This window comes from Paenibacillus sp. IITD108, assembly GCF_036541265.1.
Taxonomy (GTDB): Bacteria; Bacillota; Bacilli; order Paenibacillales; family Paenibacillaceae; genus Pristimantibacillus.
On the sequence record NZ_JAZHCT010000001.1, the window covers coordinates 348,481 to 369,484 of the forward strand.

Here is a 21,004-nt window from a genome sequence, read left to right on the forward strand (position 1 = left end):
TAAATGATGTTAAAGCAATTCCGCTTAGCCAAGCGCTAGTTAGCAGCTACAGCCTGTGCGATTAGAGCGACATCAGCAATATCAATTTTGCCATCGCCATTCAAATCATAATATTGGGTTACACTATCCAGCTGCGCATCGACTTGTTTAGCTACCAGCAGCAAATCTAGCAGGTTAACAACGCCGTCATGATTCACATCTTCCACATGCTTCATAATGATCGTACGCACTCTCAAGTCGGCCGGGTACGTCTGGCTCTCCAGCTTGCCTGCCTTGTAGGTTTTAAGAATTGAGCCGGCTTTTAAGGAAAGAACCGTATTGCCTGCATCACCTTTTACTCTAAAAGTAACATTTACTATGCCCACGTCTCCGCTTACAACGCCGTTGCTGTTTTTAGCGGCCTGGATGGATAGAACACCATTATTCACAGCAGAGGTTACAGTCGTATTTTCATTTGTGCCAAAATCAGAATGTACAACCGCTTCAACAAATTCCAGCATATTAGCATCAAATGCCAGATTGAGATCGGCTCCTGTCAGCGAGTCAGCTTTTTTAGCGCCTAATTGGACCGTAAATGTTTTATTTTTTACCGCGAATTCTGGCGCTGCAATATCCAGCCCCATCAAATCACGTTCATAGGTCAATAAAAAGTCGTCATAATACGCAACTGATTTATTGAATTTGTTTGATAAAGCAAACGCCTTGGCATATTTCGCACCTTCAGGAGCAAGCCCCTTTACTTCAGCCTTATACCATTCTCCGAGCGGGGTTTTGTAATGCTGCAAAACATCCGAGCCAACCTGGGCATTTTTGTCATCAAAGAAGCGCAGCAGCAAGGTAGCCCCAGTAGTAACAGCATCCTCGATATACATCTGGGCAGAAAGCGTATATTCCACCCCTGGCTTAACCGTTATTGGCAGGCTTTCCAGCACGACATCTCTGTCATCTACCAGATCCGTTATTTTCAAGCTGTACTTGCCTGACTTTGTTTTTTGTGTTGAACGCTCGTATTTAGCCGTATCAGTCGGAGCACTCCACGCTCTCCAGCTTTGAACCGTTCCGTCATCATTCAAGTTTCTTTCGAAGCCCGCGTTCGGGATCGGAATGCTGATAATTTCCTTCAGACCGTCAGATGATATCACCTTTTCTGTCAAGTCCTCAGGCGCTTCTACAGACGACTCGGATTTATAGATTAGCGTAAAATCATCGAAATACGTATCGCCTACCCAAGCCGCTGTTACAGAAGCTGATATCGTTACATATTTAGTGCCGGCAGGCGCCTGCAGCTCCAAGCTGAGCGGGACAAACTGTCCGTATTTATCGGTCGTTGTATAATCCGCTCTATTTTTTTCCGCCCCTTTAACCTCAATCCCATTTTCATCATAGAAATTCATAAAAATCGAACCGCCCCTGGAGCCTCCGGTAGAAATGGTAGGATTGTTAGGCGATATTTGTGTCATCACTTTGTAAAACTTGCCTGCAATCGCTTCATATTTATCGCTTGTTATAAGAATATTTTCCGATGTCGAGTAATCTCGCAAATGCAAGCTGTAACTGCCCGATTTCTTTTGTTCAATGCTTACACTGTGCGATACATTTGATGATGGCGTATAAGCGACATTCCAGCCCGGAATTTTGTTATCCCCGCCAACTGTTGATTCAAAGCCAGGATTAACAAGCGCAACTGTACCATAATCCGGCGTCGGCGTTGGCGACGGAGTCGGTGATGGCGTTGGAGGAGCTGGCGTGTCAAACGTAATTTTGAAATCATCAAAGTACGTATTGCCGTTCCAGCCCGATGATATCAACACCGCGACTACAACATATTTGGCATTGCTTGGCGCGACCTTGCTTGGAGTAACGATTTCCTGGAAGTTTCCTTGATTTCTCCAATCATTAAAATCATTTACCGTTTGGGTAACGCGATTATTATTTTCATCGAAAAACCGCAGCTCAATCGATCCGCCTACTGAACCGTTCTTGTAATTTTCCGGTTGATTCGGATTGATCCATGCGCTTAGTGCATAATTTTTTCCTGGGATGACCGGATATTTCTCGCTTAAAAGCATAACGGTGTGCGTTGTTGAATTATCGAACAAATTCAAGCTTCTGGTGCCGTTTCTAGCAACTGCATTACTAATGCTATGGCTGACAGTGCCATCAACGCGCGTATAGCTTGGCGTCCAGCCGGGTATATTTCCATCCTCGTCGGGATTATCCTCAAAGCCAGGGTTAATCATGACGATTTCACCCGATACCGGTTCCGGTGCTGGTAGGGTTGGCGTTGGGGTCGGAGTCGGTGTTGGCGTTGGCGTTGCCGGCGTTTCCACACTAATTTTAAAATCATCGAAGTACGTATTGCCATTCCAGCCCGTTGATATCAACACAGCTACTACAACGTATTTTGCATTGCTTGGCGCGACCTTGCTTGGAGTAACGATTTCCTGGAAGTTTCCTTGGTTTCTCCAATCATTAAAATCATTTACCGTTTGGGTAACGCGATTATTATTTTCATCGAAAAACCGCAGCTCAATCGATCCGCCTACTGAACCATCCTTATAATTTTCCGGTTTATTCGGATTGATCCATGCGCTAAGCGTATAGCTGTTTCCAGGTATGACCTCATATTTGTCACTTAAAAGCATAACGGTATGCGTCGTTGAATTATCAAACAAACTCAAGCTTCTGGTGCCGTTTCTAGCAACTGCATTGCTAATGCTATGGCTGACAGTGCCATCGACGCGCGTATAGCTCGGCGTCCAGCCGGGTATATTTCCGTCCTCGTCAAGCTCATCCTCGAAGCCAGGGTTGATCATGACGATCCCCGCCTGTTCACCCGCATCATCCGCCGCATGAATAAATGAAGCTGGCATGCCAGCAAATATAGTAGAAATCAATAATGCCAGAGCAACGAAAATGGATATCCTTCTTCGCATCATTCTCAATATACTCACTCCTTATTGTTGTTCGATCAAGCGCAGTAAAATAACCGCAACATCTGCACGTTTAGCGCTCGCTTTTGGCTGTAGAAGATTATTGCCAACACCTTTCAGAAGGCCGTTTTCCTTCGCCTTATAAACAGCTTCCTTCGCCCAATCGCTGATTGACGCATCGTCCGCAAATTTATTCGTTCCAGTGCCATCTGCTTTTAATAATCCTGCGTTGACAAGCATTACTGCCATCGCTTCACGAGTGAGCTTGCCGCCCGGATTAAAGTTGATACCATCACCTTGAATAATGCCTGCTTTTTTAGCTGCGCTCACCTCAGCTGCATACCAGGCTCCAGCTTTAACATCAGCAAAAGAATGATTGCTGACAGCGGCAGTATCCAATCCAAGGATACGAACAAGAAGTGAAATAAACTCCGCTCTCGTTATTTCTTTGTCAGGTGAAAATTTTCCATTGCCAGTGCCGAACATATAATGCTTGGCAGATAAAGCTTCTATCGCATGCTGAGCCTCTTTGTACACGTGATCCACATCTTTATAATGAGCCGAATAGGACATAACGGCATAAGTGCCAGGCACATCAGTTACAAGCTGAAAGCTTCCGTCCTGCTGCTTGGCCTTGCGAACAAAGTCCCAAGTGGATGAAGCCTCATTCCATACGTAAACGCCAAGCTTATGAGCTTCGGAGCTCGCTTGATTAAATGGCAAAGTCAGCTTGATCTCCCCAGCAGCTTGAGTCATCACTGTTCCTCCTGCTGTAAGAAGCTCAAATTTTAATCCAGAGAGAGCTTTCAATTGCTTATTCATTTGCTGACCGGGTTTTACATCAGCAGCTTGGAAACGAATTATGGTCTGCTTCTCTTGCAAAAGCGCCTTCGGTGAAATCTTGGCTTCGCCCTGATTTGTTACCAGCACAAGTGATGCTTTATGCTGTTCCAACAGCTTCGCCTGCTCTGCCGTGACATACAGCGCTGATGCACCAGCCTGAGCAAGCTGCAGTTGAACCTCAATTTCTGATGACAATTTCAGCTGATGGGCTTGTGCCAATGCGGTTAGACTGCCAAGTGCTTTAAGCGCTTTCAATAAAGCGTCATTGTCGAGCTGAATTCCGTTCGTTGAGCTGCTAGTCACCGTTCCAGCATTCTTTTCCAATTGCTGTTTAAGCAGATTGGCAATATTTCGCAGCTTATCCAGCTCGGCAGCAGAATAGTTAGACGTGCCTCCTGCAAGCAATGAAGTCAATTGAGCCAGCGCCTGCTCACTGTCGCCGGCTGATATTTTTTTCTCGAGCTCTTTCAGCCCTTGTTCTTGAGTCTGGCCGCCTGTCCAAGAATCTGTAGTTGGAGGATTAACAATCTGTATAGCAAGAGCAGGGCCAGCAGTTATGTCCAGCTCAACTAAATCGTTCAAATGATGATCATTTTCAAACGTTTCGCTTGAAACTGCCTTGAGCTCCTGAATAGAAAGCTTTGCTTCCCCTGTGTTTTTAGCTGTAAATGAAAGCTGAGCAATTGTTATTCCAGAGCTGCTGACAGAGGCTGCCCCTCCTTGTCGAAGCAGCGGAATCAGTATCGTTCCCTCGCTTGAATTCGTCTTGATCCCGCCGAAATCGTTGTAGCTGCCTTTAGCTTCCGCACCTGATACTTGCAGCTTTGCTGCATCATAGCGGACAACAAGCTGTACGCCATACAAATCCATTGCATCGCGAGCAACTACTTGGACAGCTAATTGCTGCCCTATCTTTACAGACTTGCCATCATGTACAAGCTGGATCGTCGTCTGCTTACTTGTCCCGCCCTCTGCAAACGCATACATAGGAATGTTTAATATCAGACAAAGAATAAGAACAGGCATAATGAATCGCTTATATTTCATTTTCATATCTCCTTTCGTTTACATGACTCACCTTTAAATAATAGACATCTAGTACTTAGTAACCATTACCACTTTCGACAAACCCGAAAAAATAGACTAGATAAGTAATACATATAACGTAATGAAAGAATTGAAAATCGACATTTTCCTCCTTTTTATATTAAATAAACAGAAAAACACAATTTTTCTTGATGTTTTAATAATTATGTATTGCTTATCTGGTTCATAGCTGATTATAATCTAAGCAGAAATATACTGTCAATGAGAATCGAATACGCTTTCATGACTTTATCTTTTCCATAATTAATTCACTATTTTATGCTATAATTAACCATTGAGGAATTATTTTGCAATCGAGGTGTTTGTATGGGCTCTAAACCGAAGCGTTCTACGTTTAGAAATCGATATGAAGAAATGATCATAACATTAAGAAATGAAATGATAACGAATATTTGGGAGGAAGGCAGCTACTTACCGTCTGAATCTGATCTTGCTGACCGCTTCGAGCTTAGTAAAAACTCAGTTCGTAAAGGATTAGAGCTGCTGGCTTCAGAGAACTTTATAGAAAAAATTCCGCGTGTAGGTAACCGCGTGCTGAAATCACCGACAGGCGTAACGATTAAATTCGGATACTATCCTTCCATGATTAAAGAAGCACAGCTGGACAAGCTCGTAGAACAATTTCATATGCAGCACCCGCTTATTCGGATTACGATGATTCCGATGCCCTATAACCATACCCATCCAACGATGAGGGATTATATGGAATCTGATAATATTGATGTTATGGCGATTAATAATCAAAATGTCGAGCTGTTTATGAACGCCAACACGCCGCCAAGCATGCTGGAGCCGCAACAAATAAACGACGGCGTCTATCCTCTTTTGACAGAGCCGTTTGTACACGAAGCGAAGCTATACGTTCAGCCCTTTATGTTCTCGCCGATTATTCTTTGCTACAATAAAAAGCATTTTTCGGAAAATAACGTTCCAGAGCCTGATAGCAGCTGGACATGGGAGACGGTAAAAAAAACAGCACAGCAATTATCATCAGGCAATGACCGATACGGATTTTTCTTTCATTTATTGTCTGACAACCGCTGGCCCATCTTCTTATTGCAAAACAATCTGGTATTCAATCGGGAGCCAGAAAACCAGAACAGCCTGGAGCTAGATAAAGCATCTCTCAAAGAAAGCTTTCAGACGATGATTGATCTAAGCGAGGAAGTGTTCCCGCCTTTTCTGTCCGAAAGCGACCATGATGTCGATATGCTGTTTCGGCAGCAGAAAGTGTCTATGATTATTACCTCTTACTTTTTGCTGAATATGATCGAGGATGTAGATTTCTCATACGATATTTCGCCTTTGCCTTACCAAGGTTCGCCTAAAACATTGATTATTACAATAGGGCTGGCTATTAACAAAAACTCCAAGCATAAGCAAGCAGCACAAACGTTTATCGATTATATGCTTTCCCATGAGGTTCAGCTTGCATTAAGGCAAAATACGCTAAGTCTACCGAGCTTGAAAAGCGCTGCCGAATGGAACGGGCCTGTAAATATAAAACAGCCTGAGCGTTATTTTATATTTCGGGAAACCTTTCCGACCTTCAACTATCACACCGCTCTCAATGTCTCCTTTTCAGAGCTGGAGGAAATTCGCCAAAATATGAAGCTTTATTTGTCCAAAATGGGCGAGCTGCAAGTGTTTTAACGCTTGTTTGCAAAAGAACAAAATCACCAATCGGTGACCTAACTTGCCGTCATCGTGTGCAAGGAACAAACGATGCGATGTTATTTGCGGTGCGGACATCCATGACCGTTAGAACCAAAAAAGCAGTCTTTTTGTTGTGTATGCGGACACTTATGACCATTAGAAGAACATTCCGCCGAATTTTCTAGCTTTTTTCCCGCTAACAGACATTTCTGTCCTCTAGAAAGTGGAAGTTGGCGAAATATGAGCGCTAACGGCCATCAGTGTCCGCATTATTAGGATCAATTCAAGCTCGACATACTTATCCACAATTTTATCTGGCTCATAATTTCCTAAAAAATGAACAAAAAGCCTGCCGGATAATTTCCAGCAGGTTTTCCCATTTTATTCTTAACGACACTTCTTTCTTTTTAGTTGAATCGTATTGGAGATGATTGTTGCCATTCCGGCAATACTTATCCATACTCCCCAATGATCCCCGCGCCATAAGAAGAAACTGCCGCCCAGCACTCTTCAAAATGATCTCACTTAGAAAATCCAAGATACCCAATAGCTCAATAATACTAACGTGACGATAGCGGTAATTGGTATGACGATTATGGTCACCTTCAAATACTGCCCCCAGCTGATTTTTACACCGCCCTTCTTAATAATATGCATCCACATGATCGTAGCTAATGTACCGATTGGCAGCAGAAGCGAGCCGATATCACTGCCGATGACGCTTGCGAGATAGGAGATTTTCAGCGTCAGCGGATCGAGTCCCATATTCGTCAATGTCAGTGTTCCAACCATCAAAGCCGGATGATTGTTAAACAGGTTGGACAATATGCTAAGAAGGAGCCCCGTCAGTACGCTTGCTTGCAGCAGACTGCCGGCGACAAGCGGCTGCATGATCGTAATCAGCCATTCCGTAAGCCCAAGGTTGCTTAATCCGTAAATAATGACATACATAGCAAAAGCAAAGATAAGAATATACCATGGTGTTTTTTTAATCATATCGGTTGGAGGAATCTTCAAGAAAGTCCAGCGCCATGCGAGAAGGAAGGCGGATCCAAGGACAGCCATTATTGAAACTGGGAAGTGAAAGTATGAGGCGACGAATAAGCTGATGCGCACACAGAATACGAAAATAAGCACATTCCGCATAAACTTCGTGTTTATTTCTTGTAAATGGTCCCCTTTTAACGGATGTCCCCCAGGCATTAAGCTCCACTGCGCGACTTCTGGCAATTTTTTTGGCAATCTCTTATAGAAGATTGCAAAAAGGAGCAGCGTCAGCAGCACCAGTCCGAACGATGCGGGTATGAACATCATCGCTGTGTGCATATAAAGATCCATATGAACGATTTTAAGCGCAATTAAGTTAACGATATTGCTTACTCCGATCGGTGCACTGGAAGCTGTCGCTATAAGCGCGCCAGAAAGCAAATAGGGTATTTTTTGATGATTTTTAAGCCCCATGCTTTTAAGCAGCATTAATAAAATCGGTGTAGTAATTAGAATACTCCCGTCATTATTAACAAAGAGCGTCATAAGAAAACAAAAAAAGTTGGTTAACCAGAACAGCCTTATGCCAGACCCGCGTGCTTTCCTTAGTAAAATTTCGGCGGCCCAATGAAAGAAGCCAAAGCTTTCAAGTACAATCGCCATCACGATGGTTGCCATAATCGTAATCGCAGCTCCGCTTATCGTTTCTGTTATTGCCCCCAGGTCGGACAACGATACAGTACCCGTCAGCAGCACGATTAGAGCACCGGCAGATGCCGGTATAGCTTCGTTAATATTAGGTTTCCAGAATATAAATGCAATTGTAAGGAAAAAGGCACAAATAGTGATTATACCCATTAATTCATGCATACTTTAACCTCTCTTCATTTCTCTACTATCTCATTCTCCTTTCAAAGCCATATAATTGCCATGAAACAGGGAGATTTATTTCATAGATTCGCCTCCTTCTAATTTCCGCTAGAGATAAGATGTAATATATAGATATGTGCTGCACAAATAGCTCGTACTGGTCAATAACCCCAATTCTTTGAAAAATCATCTCCTATCATTTATTGATAGATATCCCCTATTGACATTTGCCAGCTATGAAATCTAGCTTTTCGCAGCTGTTGATGCGCGACAAAAACATTGACGCAGAAGCGCCGGTCAATTAACTGCCGACATACTTACAGTGGTGATGTTTGCAGGGTCTATTGCAATACCCGCTCCCCTTTCTATTTCGCAAAAAAATATACCCCCTAGCGCAGCTTCAGCGGTTCCTTTTACGGGTTTTCCACTGTTTGCTTTAGGGGGTACACTCAATTCAATCTACTCACATAAGTTTTCACATTATTTTAACTAACAAATACAGGCGATATCCATGCAAATTGGTTGTTCGCTTGACGAATTTCTACATGATAAGCATCCGTCTCCAGCTCCTTCTCAGCATCTGTCCATTCTAAATGAACCTTGTACGATGTTTCGGGAACAGCGCGATGAATGAGTATAGCCTCAGAGTTATATGGTTGAATATGCATGGAGCAGGAGCCTTCAAGCAGCTCACCCAAACTAATTTGCTTTTCCATCCCGTTTGCTTCCACAGTAAGCGTAGTATCCTGGCCTCCTTCAATTTCCAGCACAACCGCTGCTGTCGCAGGATGCAGAGTCGAAGGATTCTGGAAGGTGGTGCAGGTCCAGGCAAGCACCGCTTCTGTCTGCTCGACAATTTGATTGCCGAGCTTGTTAATATTCGGATTTTCTCTCATGCCCGGTTCAGGCGCCAAGACGCTTTGACCGCGGAAGCAGCTGTCTGCCGACAGCAGCTTGCCGCCGCTCACTTGAGCTTTGGCGGTCCAGCTGTAGCCTTGCTTGGAATCGCCCCAGCCCAGCTCTACCCTCACTTTATAGGCTTGTTTGCCGCCGCTGTGAGTTGGCTGCTGTAAACTTTCCCCTGCGACTACCTTCCATGGCTTTGCATTTTTGTAGATCGTAACTTTATCAACATAATCGACGCATTCCGCATCCAGCACAATATGTCTTGGCTCAGACGTTTGAATACTGCTGCCCATCTCCGCTCCATTTATTGAAAACTGGCACGCAATTTTATCACCTGTAACCGCATAAGTACGGCCTGCTTTAATCGCTTCCCATATCGCTTCGCGCGTTTTCTCCTTCGCCCAGACAGCTGCACGCCCATCTCCGTATGAGCCTGGATAGCCTGCATGATGATCAGTAGAGCCGACAAAGCTGAACGTTTTGCCTTTCTTAAGACCAGCAATTACAGTATTGCGTGAATCCTTTGGTCCCATCGTATGATAATAGGGATAACTGCTTGAATCCGACATGCCGCAGCCATGCTTGGAAAACACTTCAACGATCGGAGAATAGTCGGAGCGGAACGCCTCCCAATTGATGCCGCGATAGCCTGGCGTATACCCAATGTGATGCGGTACTGCAATCACATCATAGGCAGCGAGCTTCTCCACCAGCTCTTGCGGTGAAGCAGCATATTGTAGCGGCAGCTCATCGTTTGGCGACAAAATATGATGATCGCCAAACTCGCTGGAATGAATTTCATAGCCTTGAAAGGTGACAAACTGATGCGCTTCATTGGCTGCTTGAACCTTGGCGCGAACCGCCTCCCAGTCTGCTTTCAATTTCGCAAATCCCTCGTTATGAAAATCAACCAAAAATGCCGTCGCATCTGTTCGCTCGGGCATATCCGGCCACATCGCATGTCCGATAATTGCGCAAAAGTCCAGCTGGCTTTGGGCTGCTTCAAGAGCATTGTTCAATTCTCCAAACCCATAAGTAATCCCGCAATGATTGTGCAGGTCTCCCCAAAATAACTTCATATGGTTTGCTCTCCTTTTTTCTCCTTAAAAATCTCTTATTTTTTGTCTAGCAATGCTAGTATTAAAACGACAGCTTCCGCACGAGTAGCAAGCTGATTCGGTGCGAATTGATTATTGCCCTTGCCTTTAATCAAACCAGCCTGTACAGCTGCAGCAATATAAGGCTTGGCCCAATCTGCAATCTGATCCGCATCTGCAAAAGTAATATCCGCTCCTTCTTCAAACGGCAAATTCAGCGCTCGAACGATAATAGCCGCAAGCTCCGAACGGGTAATCGCCTTGCCAGGACGGAAGGTTTGATCGCCATAGCCGCTAATAATGCCAGCTTCTATACTTTGGGCAATGTAGCCTTTTGCCCAGCCTGGAACATTTGCCGCATCGTTAAATGGCAATTCCTTATCGTCAGACTGCTCCATTTGCAGCGCTCTGCCCAACATGACCGCGAATTCAGCACGCGATACATTCGCTTGCGGACGGAAAGATTGATCACCGTAACCATTAACAATGCCTAATTTAACGGCGCGTTCAATTTCATCTAGGGCCCAGTGTCCTTTAATATCTTGAAGAATTGGCGGCTTCTCCTCACCGCTATTGCCGTTGTTGCCGTTGTTGCCGTTATTGCCGTTGTTACCATTGTTACCGTTGTTTCCGTTGTTTCCGTTGTTTCCGTTGTTTCCGTTGTTTCCGTTGTTGCCTTCGCCGTTTCCATTGCCAGGCTGCTCAGGCTCAGTTTTTTTCATTTGATACACGCGAACCTCTGCATAAGAATTCCATTGGTTTACGGAATTGCCGTGGCCTGTTATGCGCACATAACGGGCTTCATGCTGTCTTAAATATGTTTTTTCAATGTCCAGGCTCTCTCCGCTGCTTTGACCCGAATAAGCTTTGTACCAGGTTTCACCGTCTAAAGATGTTTCAATTTCATACTTGAAGCTGCGCTCGTTGCCGCGAATAAAGGCAATGCCGACACTATTCACCGTTTTAGCCTCGCCCAAATCGAGCATAATCCAGTGATCGCCTTCCGCTCCCCAATACGTGTTGAAGTCGCCGTCGATCGCTTTATCTTCCGTGTTCCCCTGTTCCGACTGCGATGCGCTCGCAGATACAGCTGCAATCGCCAATTCTATCAGGCTTTCATCCTCGCCGTTGTTCGGAACTAATTTGTAGTTGAATCGATAGACGCTCTTAATTTCCGGACTTTGTAAGGAAGAAACAATTACCTTTGTAACGCCTGGAACTTCAGCTGCCGGCGTAACTTGAACCTGATACAAAGACTCGTCGTACGTAATTGCCAGCTCAGGCACATCTGTATAATCGAGCGGCAAAGCAATATTATAGTTAAATGTCTGTTCCGCAAAGCCTTCTACGCCAGCGCCGTCCACACTCGCGCTTTGAATAACCGGAACGATCAAATCGCCGTCCGCAATATTCCATTCATCAAGAGCTGCAGGCGTCACCGTTGTATCGATATCCTCCGCATCGCCTACGATCGGAATCATCGTTACCGTTAAACGCATTTCCTTCACGCCGTCCAGCTTGACGAACAGCTTGCGGATGCCGTCATTCTGGTGCTGTTTCGCAGGATTTGGAGATTCCGGCAGCGGCTTCGCGTCCATCACTCCGAACCTAGCGGCAACCGGCGCACCGGAAGCATCGCGGGCATCACTATCGAGGCCTACCCACAGCTTTTCTCCACCCTTTGTGAAAATCGCTGATTGGCCGTCATCGCTTACTTCAATCTCGGCCTCTGTATGCATAAACCAATAAGCCGTCGAAGGTGTCAGGAACGTTGCCTCATCCTGAATGGTTGCTCTCATCCGGTTGGATGCCAGCATAACGCCTCGTCTTGCTTCGGATACTTGCTGGTTATAGGCTTCGGTTAAATTAGCAATTGCAAATCCGCCAAGCGGCTTGCTTTCTACCTTTTCGATCTTTGAGAAGGCTTTAATATTTTGCTGCGCGCCTCCGTCCGGGTTAATAACAAGCGTGTTATGGCCCTCCGGATTCAAACGGTAGTAAGTTAATCGCTCTTTTTCATAATTTGAATAACCCGGCAAGTTATAATCATCTTTGCCAAGATCAATCGCCCACTGCTGGCCAAGCGCCTCAAATACAAAGCTGCCGAGATCATAGTGGCCATGGCTCACAACATTATTGCCCGCTTTGAAGCCAAGGAAGCTTGCGGCAGGATCGTCCCATTTGCTTCTGAAGGTTGCAACCTCTGTCCCGCTGAAATATTGATCCGGCTCAAGTGTCTGATTCGGCATATAGAAGCTTGGCTCATACCAGAGCATTTCCAACTCCGAACCGGCATTTTTGTATTTTATTTTGTTGTCCAAATGAATCGAGGCGAGTAGTTTATCCTCATATTTCTTGGCGATCCAAAGCTCCTCCGCAGAGATCACCTTATTGTTTGAAGCATCGCCATAGTTCAGCGAGCCGACAGATCCGCTTAAGTATGTTGGGAAGTAAGCTGTTTTGTTAAAGCCTGGCGTCTGATCATAGCCATAGCTTGTCCCTAGCGCCGTTTCCATGGACGCTATAAAGCGAACCATATACTCCAGTGTGTATTTCCAATAGCTAGGCCCCTCTGCCCATGCACCGTCCGGTGTAAATTCCAGCAAAATATAATCTTCTAGCGCATTGAATGCGATATCCAATATTTTGCTGCCGAATTGATGCATCGAAACCGTTTCTTTTGAAGGCAGCATAATTTGCTTATCGATGTCTCCTATAGCCATTAAAGCAAGAATGGTAGAACCGTTGCTTACCGCATTCCAGTTATTTGTTCTTGGATAGGTATGAATCCACCATACATTTTTATTGTAAGCCTCTAAAGATTTCACAAGCCCTTTTTGAATAATCGCGTCTTCAAGCAATTGTCGCTGTTCAGGCGTCCACGCGTCATACAACCAGTCATAGGCAATCGCTACGCCTTCCATAAACTCTGCTGTATTCAAAAATTCATTATCTTCATTCCAGCTAGGGAATTGCGATACGGTATAAACTTCATCCCAAATGCGCTGCTTATACTGCTCCTTCTTAGCCGCATCATCACTCAAATGGTAGAGCATACCTAAATTAATGACGAGCGGACCGACCTGTCTGGAGCCGATCATACGTCTGCCGTCCGGCAAATCATCCGTCGGAACTGCCATAGCCAGATGCTTCTCACCCTGCTTTTGAATATCCGCAAACCATTTGCTTATCGTTGCTTCTCCGGCCCCGAGCATCGATTTGATTCGGCTGAAATCCGATGCCGTAGCTATAATTCTTGGATGTTGTGCATTGTTATCGATTAATTTGTCCATTGCCTGCTCGCCGCTTGGACGGTCATAAACGATTTGCTTTACTGCTTCCTCAATATAAAACTTTTCATTATTTTGCGGCTTAATATTTTCATCCACTTTATCCAGCGCGTCATTGAACGGCTGCGCATTGTCGCCTATTACGATAAGCCCTCTGCCTTTATAGTCTGTATAAGCCTGCTTTTGCAAAATGCCTGCAGCTATTTCTAGCGGCACCATAACCTCGCCTGTCATGAACGAGATATTTGAAGATGGATGTTCTACACCCGCGATAACAGCGCGTTCCTTCTCCACCTCATTTTGCACGCCATTAACTTCTACACTGGCGCTCTCACCGTTAATTTGCACATCTACGCCAAACAGCTCGCCAACTTTACGCAGCGGCACGACAATCGTACCTTCCACTTTTTGCGGTTTAGTTTGGTCGTTGAACATACCATTCATTTTGACATTATCCATTAATGCATTCGAATTGTTCAGCATCATCGCCAAAGAGCCAGCCAAGCGATCTGTCACGGAAATGCCCAGGTCATTATCGAAATTCATCAAGGAGTCCGGCTGCTGAAGATCCGCCAGCTCTTCCATCGTCTTCAGCTCCGTGCCTTCATAGACACGCATATTGTCAAGCAGAGTGGTAAAGTGCTTGTCGCCTGCCGCATCTGGCTGCAGGCTAGCTGTAGCAGATCTTTTAGCACGAACTCTGAGATAATTTATACCCGCTGCTTGATTGCTGTTATTGATTGCAATCGAATCCAGCTTTTTTACTCCGTCTACATACACAGATACCGTTGTCGCGCTTGCCTCCACATTCATCGCAAAGGAAAGCCTGTACCATTCATTCGCTTGCAGCGGCACCTTGCCCGTTCCAACCTTCAGCACGCCATCTGCGCCAATGTTTCCAAGTGTGATGCCTTTATTAGCGCTATCCTTTATTTCTATAAACCTGCCGCCATTTGTATCCAGCAGCTTGATATCGAAGTCAAAAATAAGCTGGCCTGTCAAATCATCCGCTCCAAAACGCTTGGCCAAACCTACATCGGGCTGCTCGGCAGCCACGGTTTCTTCAATGCGAAGCGACGCGCTAGTGCCATTCGGAGCCGTACTTTCATTATTCAAGGCGCCGCTTGTGCTCTTCACCTCCGCAATGCCTGTCATTTCAAAGCCGCTCGGCGGAGCCCCTGTTTTCGTATAATCCTCAAAATCCTGATATAAGTGCACTGCGATACTCGCTGCTGAAGCTGCAGGCGGCAAGGCGCCCAAAACTCCGCTGAAGCCTAATGCAAAGCATAGCAGCAAGCTGATTTTTTTTACCCAAGTTCTTATTTGTCGCATCCTAATTGCTCCTCTCAATCTAGTTTGCTAATGCGCATATCGTTATCCTTTATTGCAACTTGGTAACGCTCACCATACAAAAATTCGAAAATGCCATCTCCCGCTTCGATCATCTGAACATTGGGATGCCCTTCCCCTTGATAAGGAATAAGTACCGTCAGGAACGAAGCTGTGCCATTGTACGAGTCTTGGAAGCGGACTCTAGTAGACGGTCTAGCAATATCGTTAATATCAGACAGCCTTCCCGGCAGAAAATCTGTTTTCCCCTGATCATTCGTTATAATGGCAAGATTTGCGATATCGCTTTTGGCGATAACTGCATCCGAGCACTCCCTAACATCCGTGAAATCAAGATGGAAATAGCGCTGAACGCTATGTCCCTCCAGTCCTTCTACCCAATCCGCCACGACAAGGAAGCGGTTATCTACAAGCGAAATATGGCGGTGGTGGATGACTGGCTCGTAATTCATATGGTAAGCGCTTGCGAGCTGATAGAAGCCTCTGTCTTCTACCTTGTAAATGGCTCCTGTTTTCTGAGGGCCATAGCCAAATGAGCTAATATATTCAAAATGGTCCCGCTCATCGATAAGCAGAGTAGAGTGATAATTGGAGCTTTTAAATTGCTTGCGGTCCTCATCATCCCTGTAGCAGAAAATGCCGGGATCGCAAACCATATCCTTGCCGAGCGCTGTAAAGTCAAAGCTCATTAAATCGATATGGGCGTGAAAATTTTGAATCGGGCTTCTGCACGTGAACAGAAAGCTAAGAGCCTGCGAATCCCAGCCGCTGCGGATAATCGCTTGATGCAAGGTACGATTCCAAAACGTTGTCTGCTTGTCGCACTCAAACTGCTTGCCCTGCAAAGATCGTAAATCCTCCACGAATTGCTGCACATCCAGCGCGCGCCATACATGCTTGCTTGCCTCCTGCATAATCTCGGCCGGATCAATCAAGTTAGTGGCAAGCCCGAGCCAAGTCATATCATCAAGCGCAAAGTATCCATAAACGCCGCCCATAATAGCTAGATTGTTGGCGTGTGAATCCCCGACCGGTACGCATTTTCCTGTAGGCCTTAACGAATAAATCGAATAATCCAAGTTATTCTTGAACCGCTCCGTATACGAATCCGAGAACTGGAAGCCGAAGCGCTTGGCCAGCACTACCGCAAGTCCGAACCAGAACATGCAGCCATTATGATAGGACGGGCAGCCCTCGATTTGTCCGCCATCCTCCGTCAGCTGCGCCTCGCAGCATTTTTCAATGCCATCGATTGCAAAGGCCTTCCATTCATCCGCTTCTTTAAGCTCCGGGAAATAAAGCGCTGTTGTCAAAATGCCCAAGCATTCCATCAAATAATGATTATGATCCGCTTTTGGCCATAACTGCGGCGAAACTTTGCGTAATATTTTAATTTGTTTATAGACAGCGGTTACATATTTCTCCAAAACTTCCTCTGTGAACAGCTCGGTATGCCCCAAATGCTCCAGCAAAAGCGGCCACGTCTTATAAGCGCGAATGCCTAGCTCCAGCGCTCGCAATGGATGGCACTGCGAGTAATAGTCCAGCGGCAGATCGATCATATCTTCCGTAATATTAACGGTCTTAGTCCAATCCAGCATCTCCTCTATTACTTTGCGCCCATACTTTTCTTCCTTCGTCAACGAGTAAGCTTCCAGCAGCTCCTGCCAATAGTTCATGCGGTTCAGCTGCCATAAAAATTCGTTATCATTATGCCTGCGTTCCAGCCAATTTGGCGGATTGCCGACAAATTCCCTTACGCCGCCAGTACCAGGGAGCTTGATCATTCCTTTTAAGGAAAGCTCAGCATTGTCGATCGTCTCCCGTACTAGCTCAGGCATATGGCTGGCAATATAAGCTGCCTTTGCATCCATCGGTTCAAGCCGCGAACGCAAATTGGCCAGCAGCTCCGATGTCGATATCGGCTCCTTCATCCATGCTTGAATGCTCATTTTTTCATCTCCTTATTCGAGGATAAACGGCTCCGCCGTCCTTTGGACAGTCGCGTTTACCGATGAAATATAGGAACATGTATAAAGTGAAAACTTATACTTTCCTACATTTTCAAAAAGACTGCAAACCTTTCAGCATCATTGCTATATTGCTAATGAATCGCCTTAAGTTTGCAGCCCATTCTACTGCCTGTTATTGCTTCATTTCAGCTACGTAACGGTCATAAGCAGCTTGGTTGATTTCTACCAGACGACCCGCGCCAAGCTTCTCAAGCTCTTTTACGAACGCCGCATGGTCTACCGGCTTAGCACCCAAAATCCATTGCTGTCTTGTTTCTACAATATAAGTGTCTACTTTAGGCGTAATCTTCTGGATTTCTTTTTGCTCTTCCTCTGTAAATTTCAGAACAGGATACTTATCCATAAATACATTGTTTTCTTTGTATTGATTAATACCTTCTGTTGCCAAAGGCAGCGTCCATTGCTCTTCATAGAAGTAATCCTGCTGGAATCCAAAATTAGATTGTGCTCCTGTCTCACGAATAACATCCACAGGCGCTTTGTCTGACTTCAATACTTTATCTGTAAAGATCGGCTTGCCGTCTACCATCGTATACGTATCGCCCTCGATGCCGAAGTTCGCCATACGTCGTCCTTCTTCTGAAAACCAGAAATCAAAGTACTTAATCGTTGCTACCGGATCAGGATTGCTGTGGGAAATTCCCCAGCCGTAGTTTTTAGCACGGTCGCGCTTGGACGGCTCTTTCACTTTGCCGTTAATGTCGGCAGGAGGAAGCATAGGATCGAAACGGAAGCCTTCGATTTTGCCATCCAGCTGATCGTTATAGTTGCCTGTAGAAGCAAAGAAATCATGCGTCAGACCACCGACATTGTCAGCAAGCAAAATATCTCTCGCTTTGCTGCCGCGGGTAAAGATTTCCTTGTCGATCAAGCCTTCTTTATACCATTTCGCCATATTCGTCATAGCATCGCCATATTCCGGCTCAAGCGGCCCATAAATGACTTTGCCGTCGAATACGCGGTAATCCAGGAAACCGTTCCAAAGCGCCATCAAGCCTTCAATGCCGATTGACGTATTTCTATGGAAAAAGCCAACCTCGTCTTTTTTGCTATTGCCGTTCGGATCATTGTTTACGAATGCAGTCAGTACATTGTATAGATCTTCAACTGTTTTTGGCTCTTCCAGGTTCAGCTTTTCAAGCCAATCCTTGCGGATAAACCAGCCTTTTTCAGCTTCGCCGTCCGCAATAAAAGGAATGAACCAAATATTGCCTTCATTATCAGACGCCGCGCTCCTTACGTCCGGGTTCTCGTCAAGAAACTTTTTCAAGTTAGGCGCATGCTCATCAATCAGCTTGTTAAGGGATTGAAACGCACCTTCAGGTCCATATTGCAGGAAGTCCTTGGACAATGCCTGCATAATATCGGGAATCGAGCCGGATGCGATAACGATGCTGAACGTCTCGCTGAAATCAGCTACCGTGCTTGGCAGTGTTCCTTCCAAAGTAACATTCGTCAATTCCGCCGCTTTTTTAAAAATCGCCCAATCATTTTTAAATACGCCTGAATCCTTCGTTCCCATATGAACCGTCAGCTTCAACGGCTTTTCAGAAGCCAAATAAGGGTTAGCGTTTTCGCTTCCTTGCACATCAGCAGACTGCGTCGGCTTTGGTTCGGCATTTTTTGGCGTTGACGAGCATGCTGCAAGCGCTCCTGCCAATAATGTTGTTGCTGCAAGTACAATAACTAATTTTTTTATTTTCATATATAACACCCCGTATTTATAATGTAGTTTTCCTTCACAATGGCTTCCTTAATAACGCTAAACAAATTACCGAATCGTCACTTTTGTTATCCTTTTACCGCGCCAACCAGCATACCTTTAATGAAATACTTTTGGATGTATGGATAGACAAGCACGATCGGCAATATTGAAACTATTATCGTAGCATAAGTTACGGTTTCTGCCGAGACAGTAGATGTAAAATCTAGCGCTGCAGCAAACTCCGATTGGATGTCGTTCTCTACGATCATCTTTTTCAATAATACCTGAAGCGGAATTTTATCCATATCCGTCAGCATGATCATCGACCAGAAGTAGCCATTCCATCGCTCAATTGCATAGAAAAGACCAACTGTTGCGAGCGCCGGCTTCACTAGAGGCAAATATACATGCCACAGCACATGCAGATCATTACCGCCGTCCACCTTCACCGATTCCTCCAGCTCGTCAGGCAGCGCTTCAAAGCTTGTACGAAGCAAAATCACTTTAAAGGCGTTGCTTGCAAAAGCGATAATAATGCCCGTTCTTGTATTAAGCAGCCCCAAATCTCTAATTGTCAAATAAAAAGGGATCATGCCCGCGTCAAACCAAAGCGTCAGTGTAACAAAAATCGTAAACCATTTCCGTCCTCTTAACCGTCTTTTTGATAGCGCATAGGCGCCGCATATCGTTAAAAACATCGACACCGCGGTTCCTACAACGGTATAAAAAATCGTATTGCCGTATGCCGTCCATATTTCTGGATTGCCCAGCACCTTCTTATAAGCATCCAATGTGAACCCTTTTGGAAACAGAAGCACTTTGCCTGTTACTACATGATAAGGCAAGCTTATGGATGCAGATAATACATATACGAAAGGATAGAGCGCGGCTATCGCCATAATGGCCAACAAAATATTGTTGACGATTTTAAATGCTTTTTCTCCTCTTGATTCAATCATATCGATCACCTACCATAAGCCTGCATTAGTTACTTTTTTACTCCATTTATTAGCCAATACTACTAATACGAGAGCTACAACAGAGTTAAACAACCCTACGGCTGTAGCAAAATCATATCTTCCGTCAATGAGACCGGAACGATATACATAAGTGCTGATGACGTCTGCCTTCTCATACGTCGCCGGCTGATAGAGCAAAATAATCGTCTCATATCCAACACTTAGCAAACTTCCGATTTTCAAAATAAACATAACGACAATCGTAGGCAGAATGCCCGGCAAAGTAACGTGGATAATCTGCTTGAACTTATTAGCCCCATCCATTTTAGCCGCCTCATACAGCTGAGTATCGATTCCAGCGATAGCTGCAATAAATACAATCGAGGCAAAGCCCGTTTCTTTCCACAAATTCATAATGGTATAAATGCCCCTGAAATAATCCGGATTCGTTAAGAAATATACACTCTCAAAGCCCAGCTTTTCCAGCACTAAATTAATTAACCCGCTTTCCGGTGACAGAAAGGTCGTCACAATTCCCGCAATGACGACAACCGAGACAAAGTGCGGCAAATACGTTAGAGTTTGCACCACTTTTTTAAAGGTATTGCGAGTAACCTCGCTGATCATAATCGCCAAAATAATTTGTGCCGGGAAGCAAATGATAAGTCCATACAAGCTAATGATGACGGTATTTTTAAATACCCTCAAAAAGTATTCGCTTCCAATAAATTCAGTAAAATACTCAAAGCCGATCCATTTGCTGCCGCCTATTCCTTTAAATAAGCTAAAATCCTTAAATGCAATTTGGATTCCCCACATGGGCAAATACTTAAAAACTAAAAACCACAGCAGAAATGGAATAAGTAAGTAGTACAATATTCGGTCTCTAAATATATCTCTTTTCAAATTTCTGAAGTACATGCCAAGCTTTCCGTCAGACCCTCCCTTTTTTAAATTCGGAGATGGTTCAATAGATGCTTCTATTTCGTTTGCGCTGCTCATGCTCATGTCTCACCTCCTGCTGTTTGATTTGCTGCTTGCTCAATCGCTTGCTTATTTGAATCGTATAGGAGAGCGGATGAAAGCGATATCTTTAATATTTGTCATGATCCCTGTTTTATTGATTTACGACCAAAAAAGAGGATTCGCATTCCGTTTTGATGATGAACAAAAAATCGATATACATCGCCGTAAACCGCTCTAAAAGCGCTTTCTGCAAGGGTTTCAGCGAGGTCAAAAAATGAGGATGAGGGCTAATTGTTAGATTA

The 21,004-nt window shown here is 44.9% G+C and carries 11 protein-coding genes; 2 read left to right on the forward strand and 9 right to left on the reverse strand.

Going from position 1 to position 21,004, the window contains the following annotated elements; translation table 11 throughout:
* Nucleotides 1-35: 35 nt before the first annotated feature.
* Together V1L65_RS01490 and V1L65_RS01495 are read right to left on the reverse strand one after the other, a co-directional pair.
* On the reverse strand, nucleotides 36-2,939 hold the full coding sequence (locus tag V1L65_RS01490; protein ID WP_331697335.1) for a carbohydrate binding domain-containing protein: 2,904 nt from the start codon (nucleotides 2,937-2,939) through the stop codon (nucleotides 36-38).
* Between the two features lie 18 nt (nucleotides 2,940-2,957).
* Nucleotides 2,958-4,823, reverse strand: coding sequence for an S-layer homology domain-containing protein (locus tag V1L65_RS01495; protein ID WP_331697272.1), 1,866 nt, complete (start codon nucleotides 4,821-4,823; stop codon nucleotides 2,958-2,960).
* 414 nt (nucleotides 4,824-5,237) lie between these two features.
* Here V1L65_RS01495 and V1L65_RS01500 point away from each other — a divergent pair, with 414 nt between their 5' ends.
* On the forward strand, nucleotides 5,238-6,536 hold the full coding sequence (locus tag V1L65_RS01500) for an extracellular solute-binding protein (protein ID WP_331697273.1): 1,299 nt from the start codon (nucleotides 5,238-5,240) through the stop codon (nucleotides 6,534-6,536).
* 528 nt (nucleotides 6,537-7,064) lie between these two features.
* On the opposite strand, the gene V1L65_RS01505 is transcribed toward V1L65_RS01500, so the two are convergent.
* The 7 genes from V1L65_RS01505 to V1L65_RS01535 all read right to left on the reverse strand — a co-directional run bounded on the left by V1L65_RS01505 (nucleotide 7,065) and on the right by V1L65_RS01535 (nucleotide 20,744).
* The gene (locus V1L65_RS01505) at nucleotides 7,065-8,396 is read right to left on the reverse strand and encodes an arsenic transporter (protein ID WP_331697274.1); all 1,332 of its coding nucleotides are present in this window, start codon (nucleotides 8,394-8,396) and stop codon (nucleotides 7,065-7,067) included.
* Between the two features lie 485 nt (nucleotides 8,397-8,881).
* Entirely contained in the window at nucleotides 8,882-10,381 is a 1,500-nt protein-coding gene (locus tag V1L65_RS01510; protein WP_331697275.1) for a DUF3604 domain-containing protein, read from the reverse strand.
* Nucleotides 10,382-10,416: 35 nt separating this feature from the next.
* Entirely contained in the window at nucleotides 10,417-15,021 is a 4,605-nt protein-coding gene (locus V1L65_RS01515; RefSeq protein WP_331697276.1) for an S-layer homology domain-containing protein, read from the reverse strand.
* A 14-nt stretch (nucleotides 15,022-15,035) separates the two neighbouring features.
* The gene (locus tag V1L65_RS01520; RefSeq protein WP_331697277.1) at nucleotides 15,036-16,991 is read right to left on the reverse strand and encodes an alginate lyase family protein; all 1,956 of its coding nucleotides are present in this window, start codon (nucleotides 16,989-16,991) and stop codon (nucleotides 15,036-15,038) included.
* Between the two features lie 193 nt (nucleotides 16,992-17,184).
* The gene (locus V1L65_RS01525) at nucleotides 17,185-18,777 is read right to left on the reverse strand and encodes an extracellular solute-binding protein (protein WP_331697278.1); all 1,593 of its coding nucleotides are present in this window, start codon (nucleotides 18,775-18,777) and stop codon (nucleotides 17,185-17,187) included.
* Between the two features lie 86 nt (nucleotides 18,778-18,863).
* Nucleotides 18,864-19,736, reverse strand: a complete 873-nt coding sequence (locus tag V1L65_RS01530) for a carbohydrate ABC transporter permease (protein ID WP_331697279.1) — start codon at nucleotides 19,734-19,736, stop codon at nucleotides 18,864-18,866.
* Between the two features lie 9 nt (nucleotides 19,737-19,745).
* Nucleotides 19,746-20,744 (reverse strand): ABC transporter permease, encoded by a 999-nt coding sequence (locus V1L65_RS01535; RefSeq protein WP_331697280.1) that lies wholly within the window; start codon nucleotides 20,742-20,744, stop codon nucleotides 19,746-19,748.
* Here V1L65_RS01535 and V1L65_RS01540 point away from each other — a divergent pair.
* On the forward strand, nucleotides 20,743-20,940 hold the full coding sequence (locus V1L65_RS01540) for a hypothetical protein (protein ID WP_331697281.1): 198 nt from the start codon (nucleotides 20,743-20,745) through the stop codon (nucleotides 20,938-20,940). The two genes, V1L65_RS01535 and V1L65_RS01540, sit on opposite strands and share 2 nt — an antisense overlap.
* Nucleotides 20,941-21,004 lie beyond the last annotated feature (64 nt).

Coding starts and splice junctions, on each gene's coding strand:
- V1L65_RS01490 (WP_331697335.1), bottom strand. CDS start 2,939: ATGATGCGAAGAAGGATATCCATTTTCGTTGCTCTGGCATTATTGATT.
- V1L65_RS01495 (WP_331697272.1), bottom strand. CDS start 4,823: ATGAAATATAAGCGATTCATTATGCCTGTTCTTATTCTTTGTCTGATA.
- V1L65_RS01500 (WP_331697273.1), top strand. CDS start 5,238: ATGATCATAACATTAAGAAATGAAATGATAACGAATATTTGGGAGGAA.
- V1L65_RS01505 (WP_331697274.1), bottom strand. CDS start 8,396: ATGCATGAATTAATGGGTATAATCACTATTTGTGCCTTTTTCCTTACA.
- V1L65_RS01510 (WP_331697275.1), bottom strand. CDS start 10,381: ATGAAGTTATTTTGGGGAGACCTGCACAATCATTGCGGGATTACTTAT.
- V1L65_RS01515 (WP_331697276.1), bottom strand. CDS start 15,021: ATGCGACAAATAAGAACTTGGGTAAAAAAAATCAGCTTGCTGCTATGC.
- V1L65_RS01520 (WP_331697277.1), bottom strand. CDS start 16,991: ATGAGCATTCAAGCATGGATGAAGGAGCCGATATCGACATCGGAGCTG.
- V1L65_RS01525 (WP_331697278.1), bottom strand. CDS start 18,777: ATGAAAATAAAAAAATTAGTTATTGTACTTGCAGCAACAACATTATTG.
- V1L65_RS01530 (WP_331697279.1), bottom strand. CDS start 19,736: ATGATTGAATCAAGAGGAGAAAAAGCATTTAAAATCGTCAACAATATT.
- V1L65_RS01540 (WP_331697281.1), top strand. CDS start 20,743: ATGTCTCACCTCCTGCTGTTTGATTTGCTGCTTGCTCAATCGCTTGCT.
- V1L65_RS01535 (WP_331697280.1), bottom strand. CDS start 20,744: ATGAGCATGAGCAGCGCAAACGAAATAGAAGCATCTATTGAACCATCT.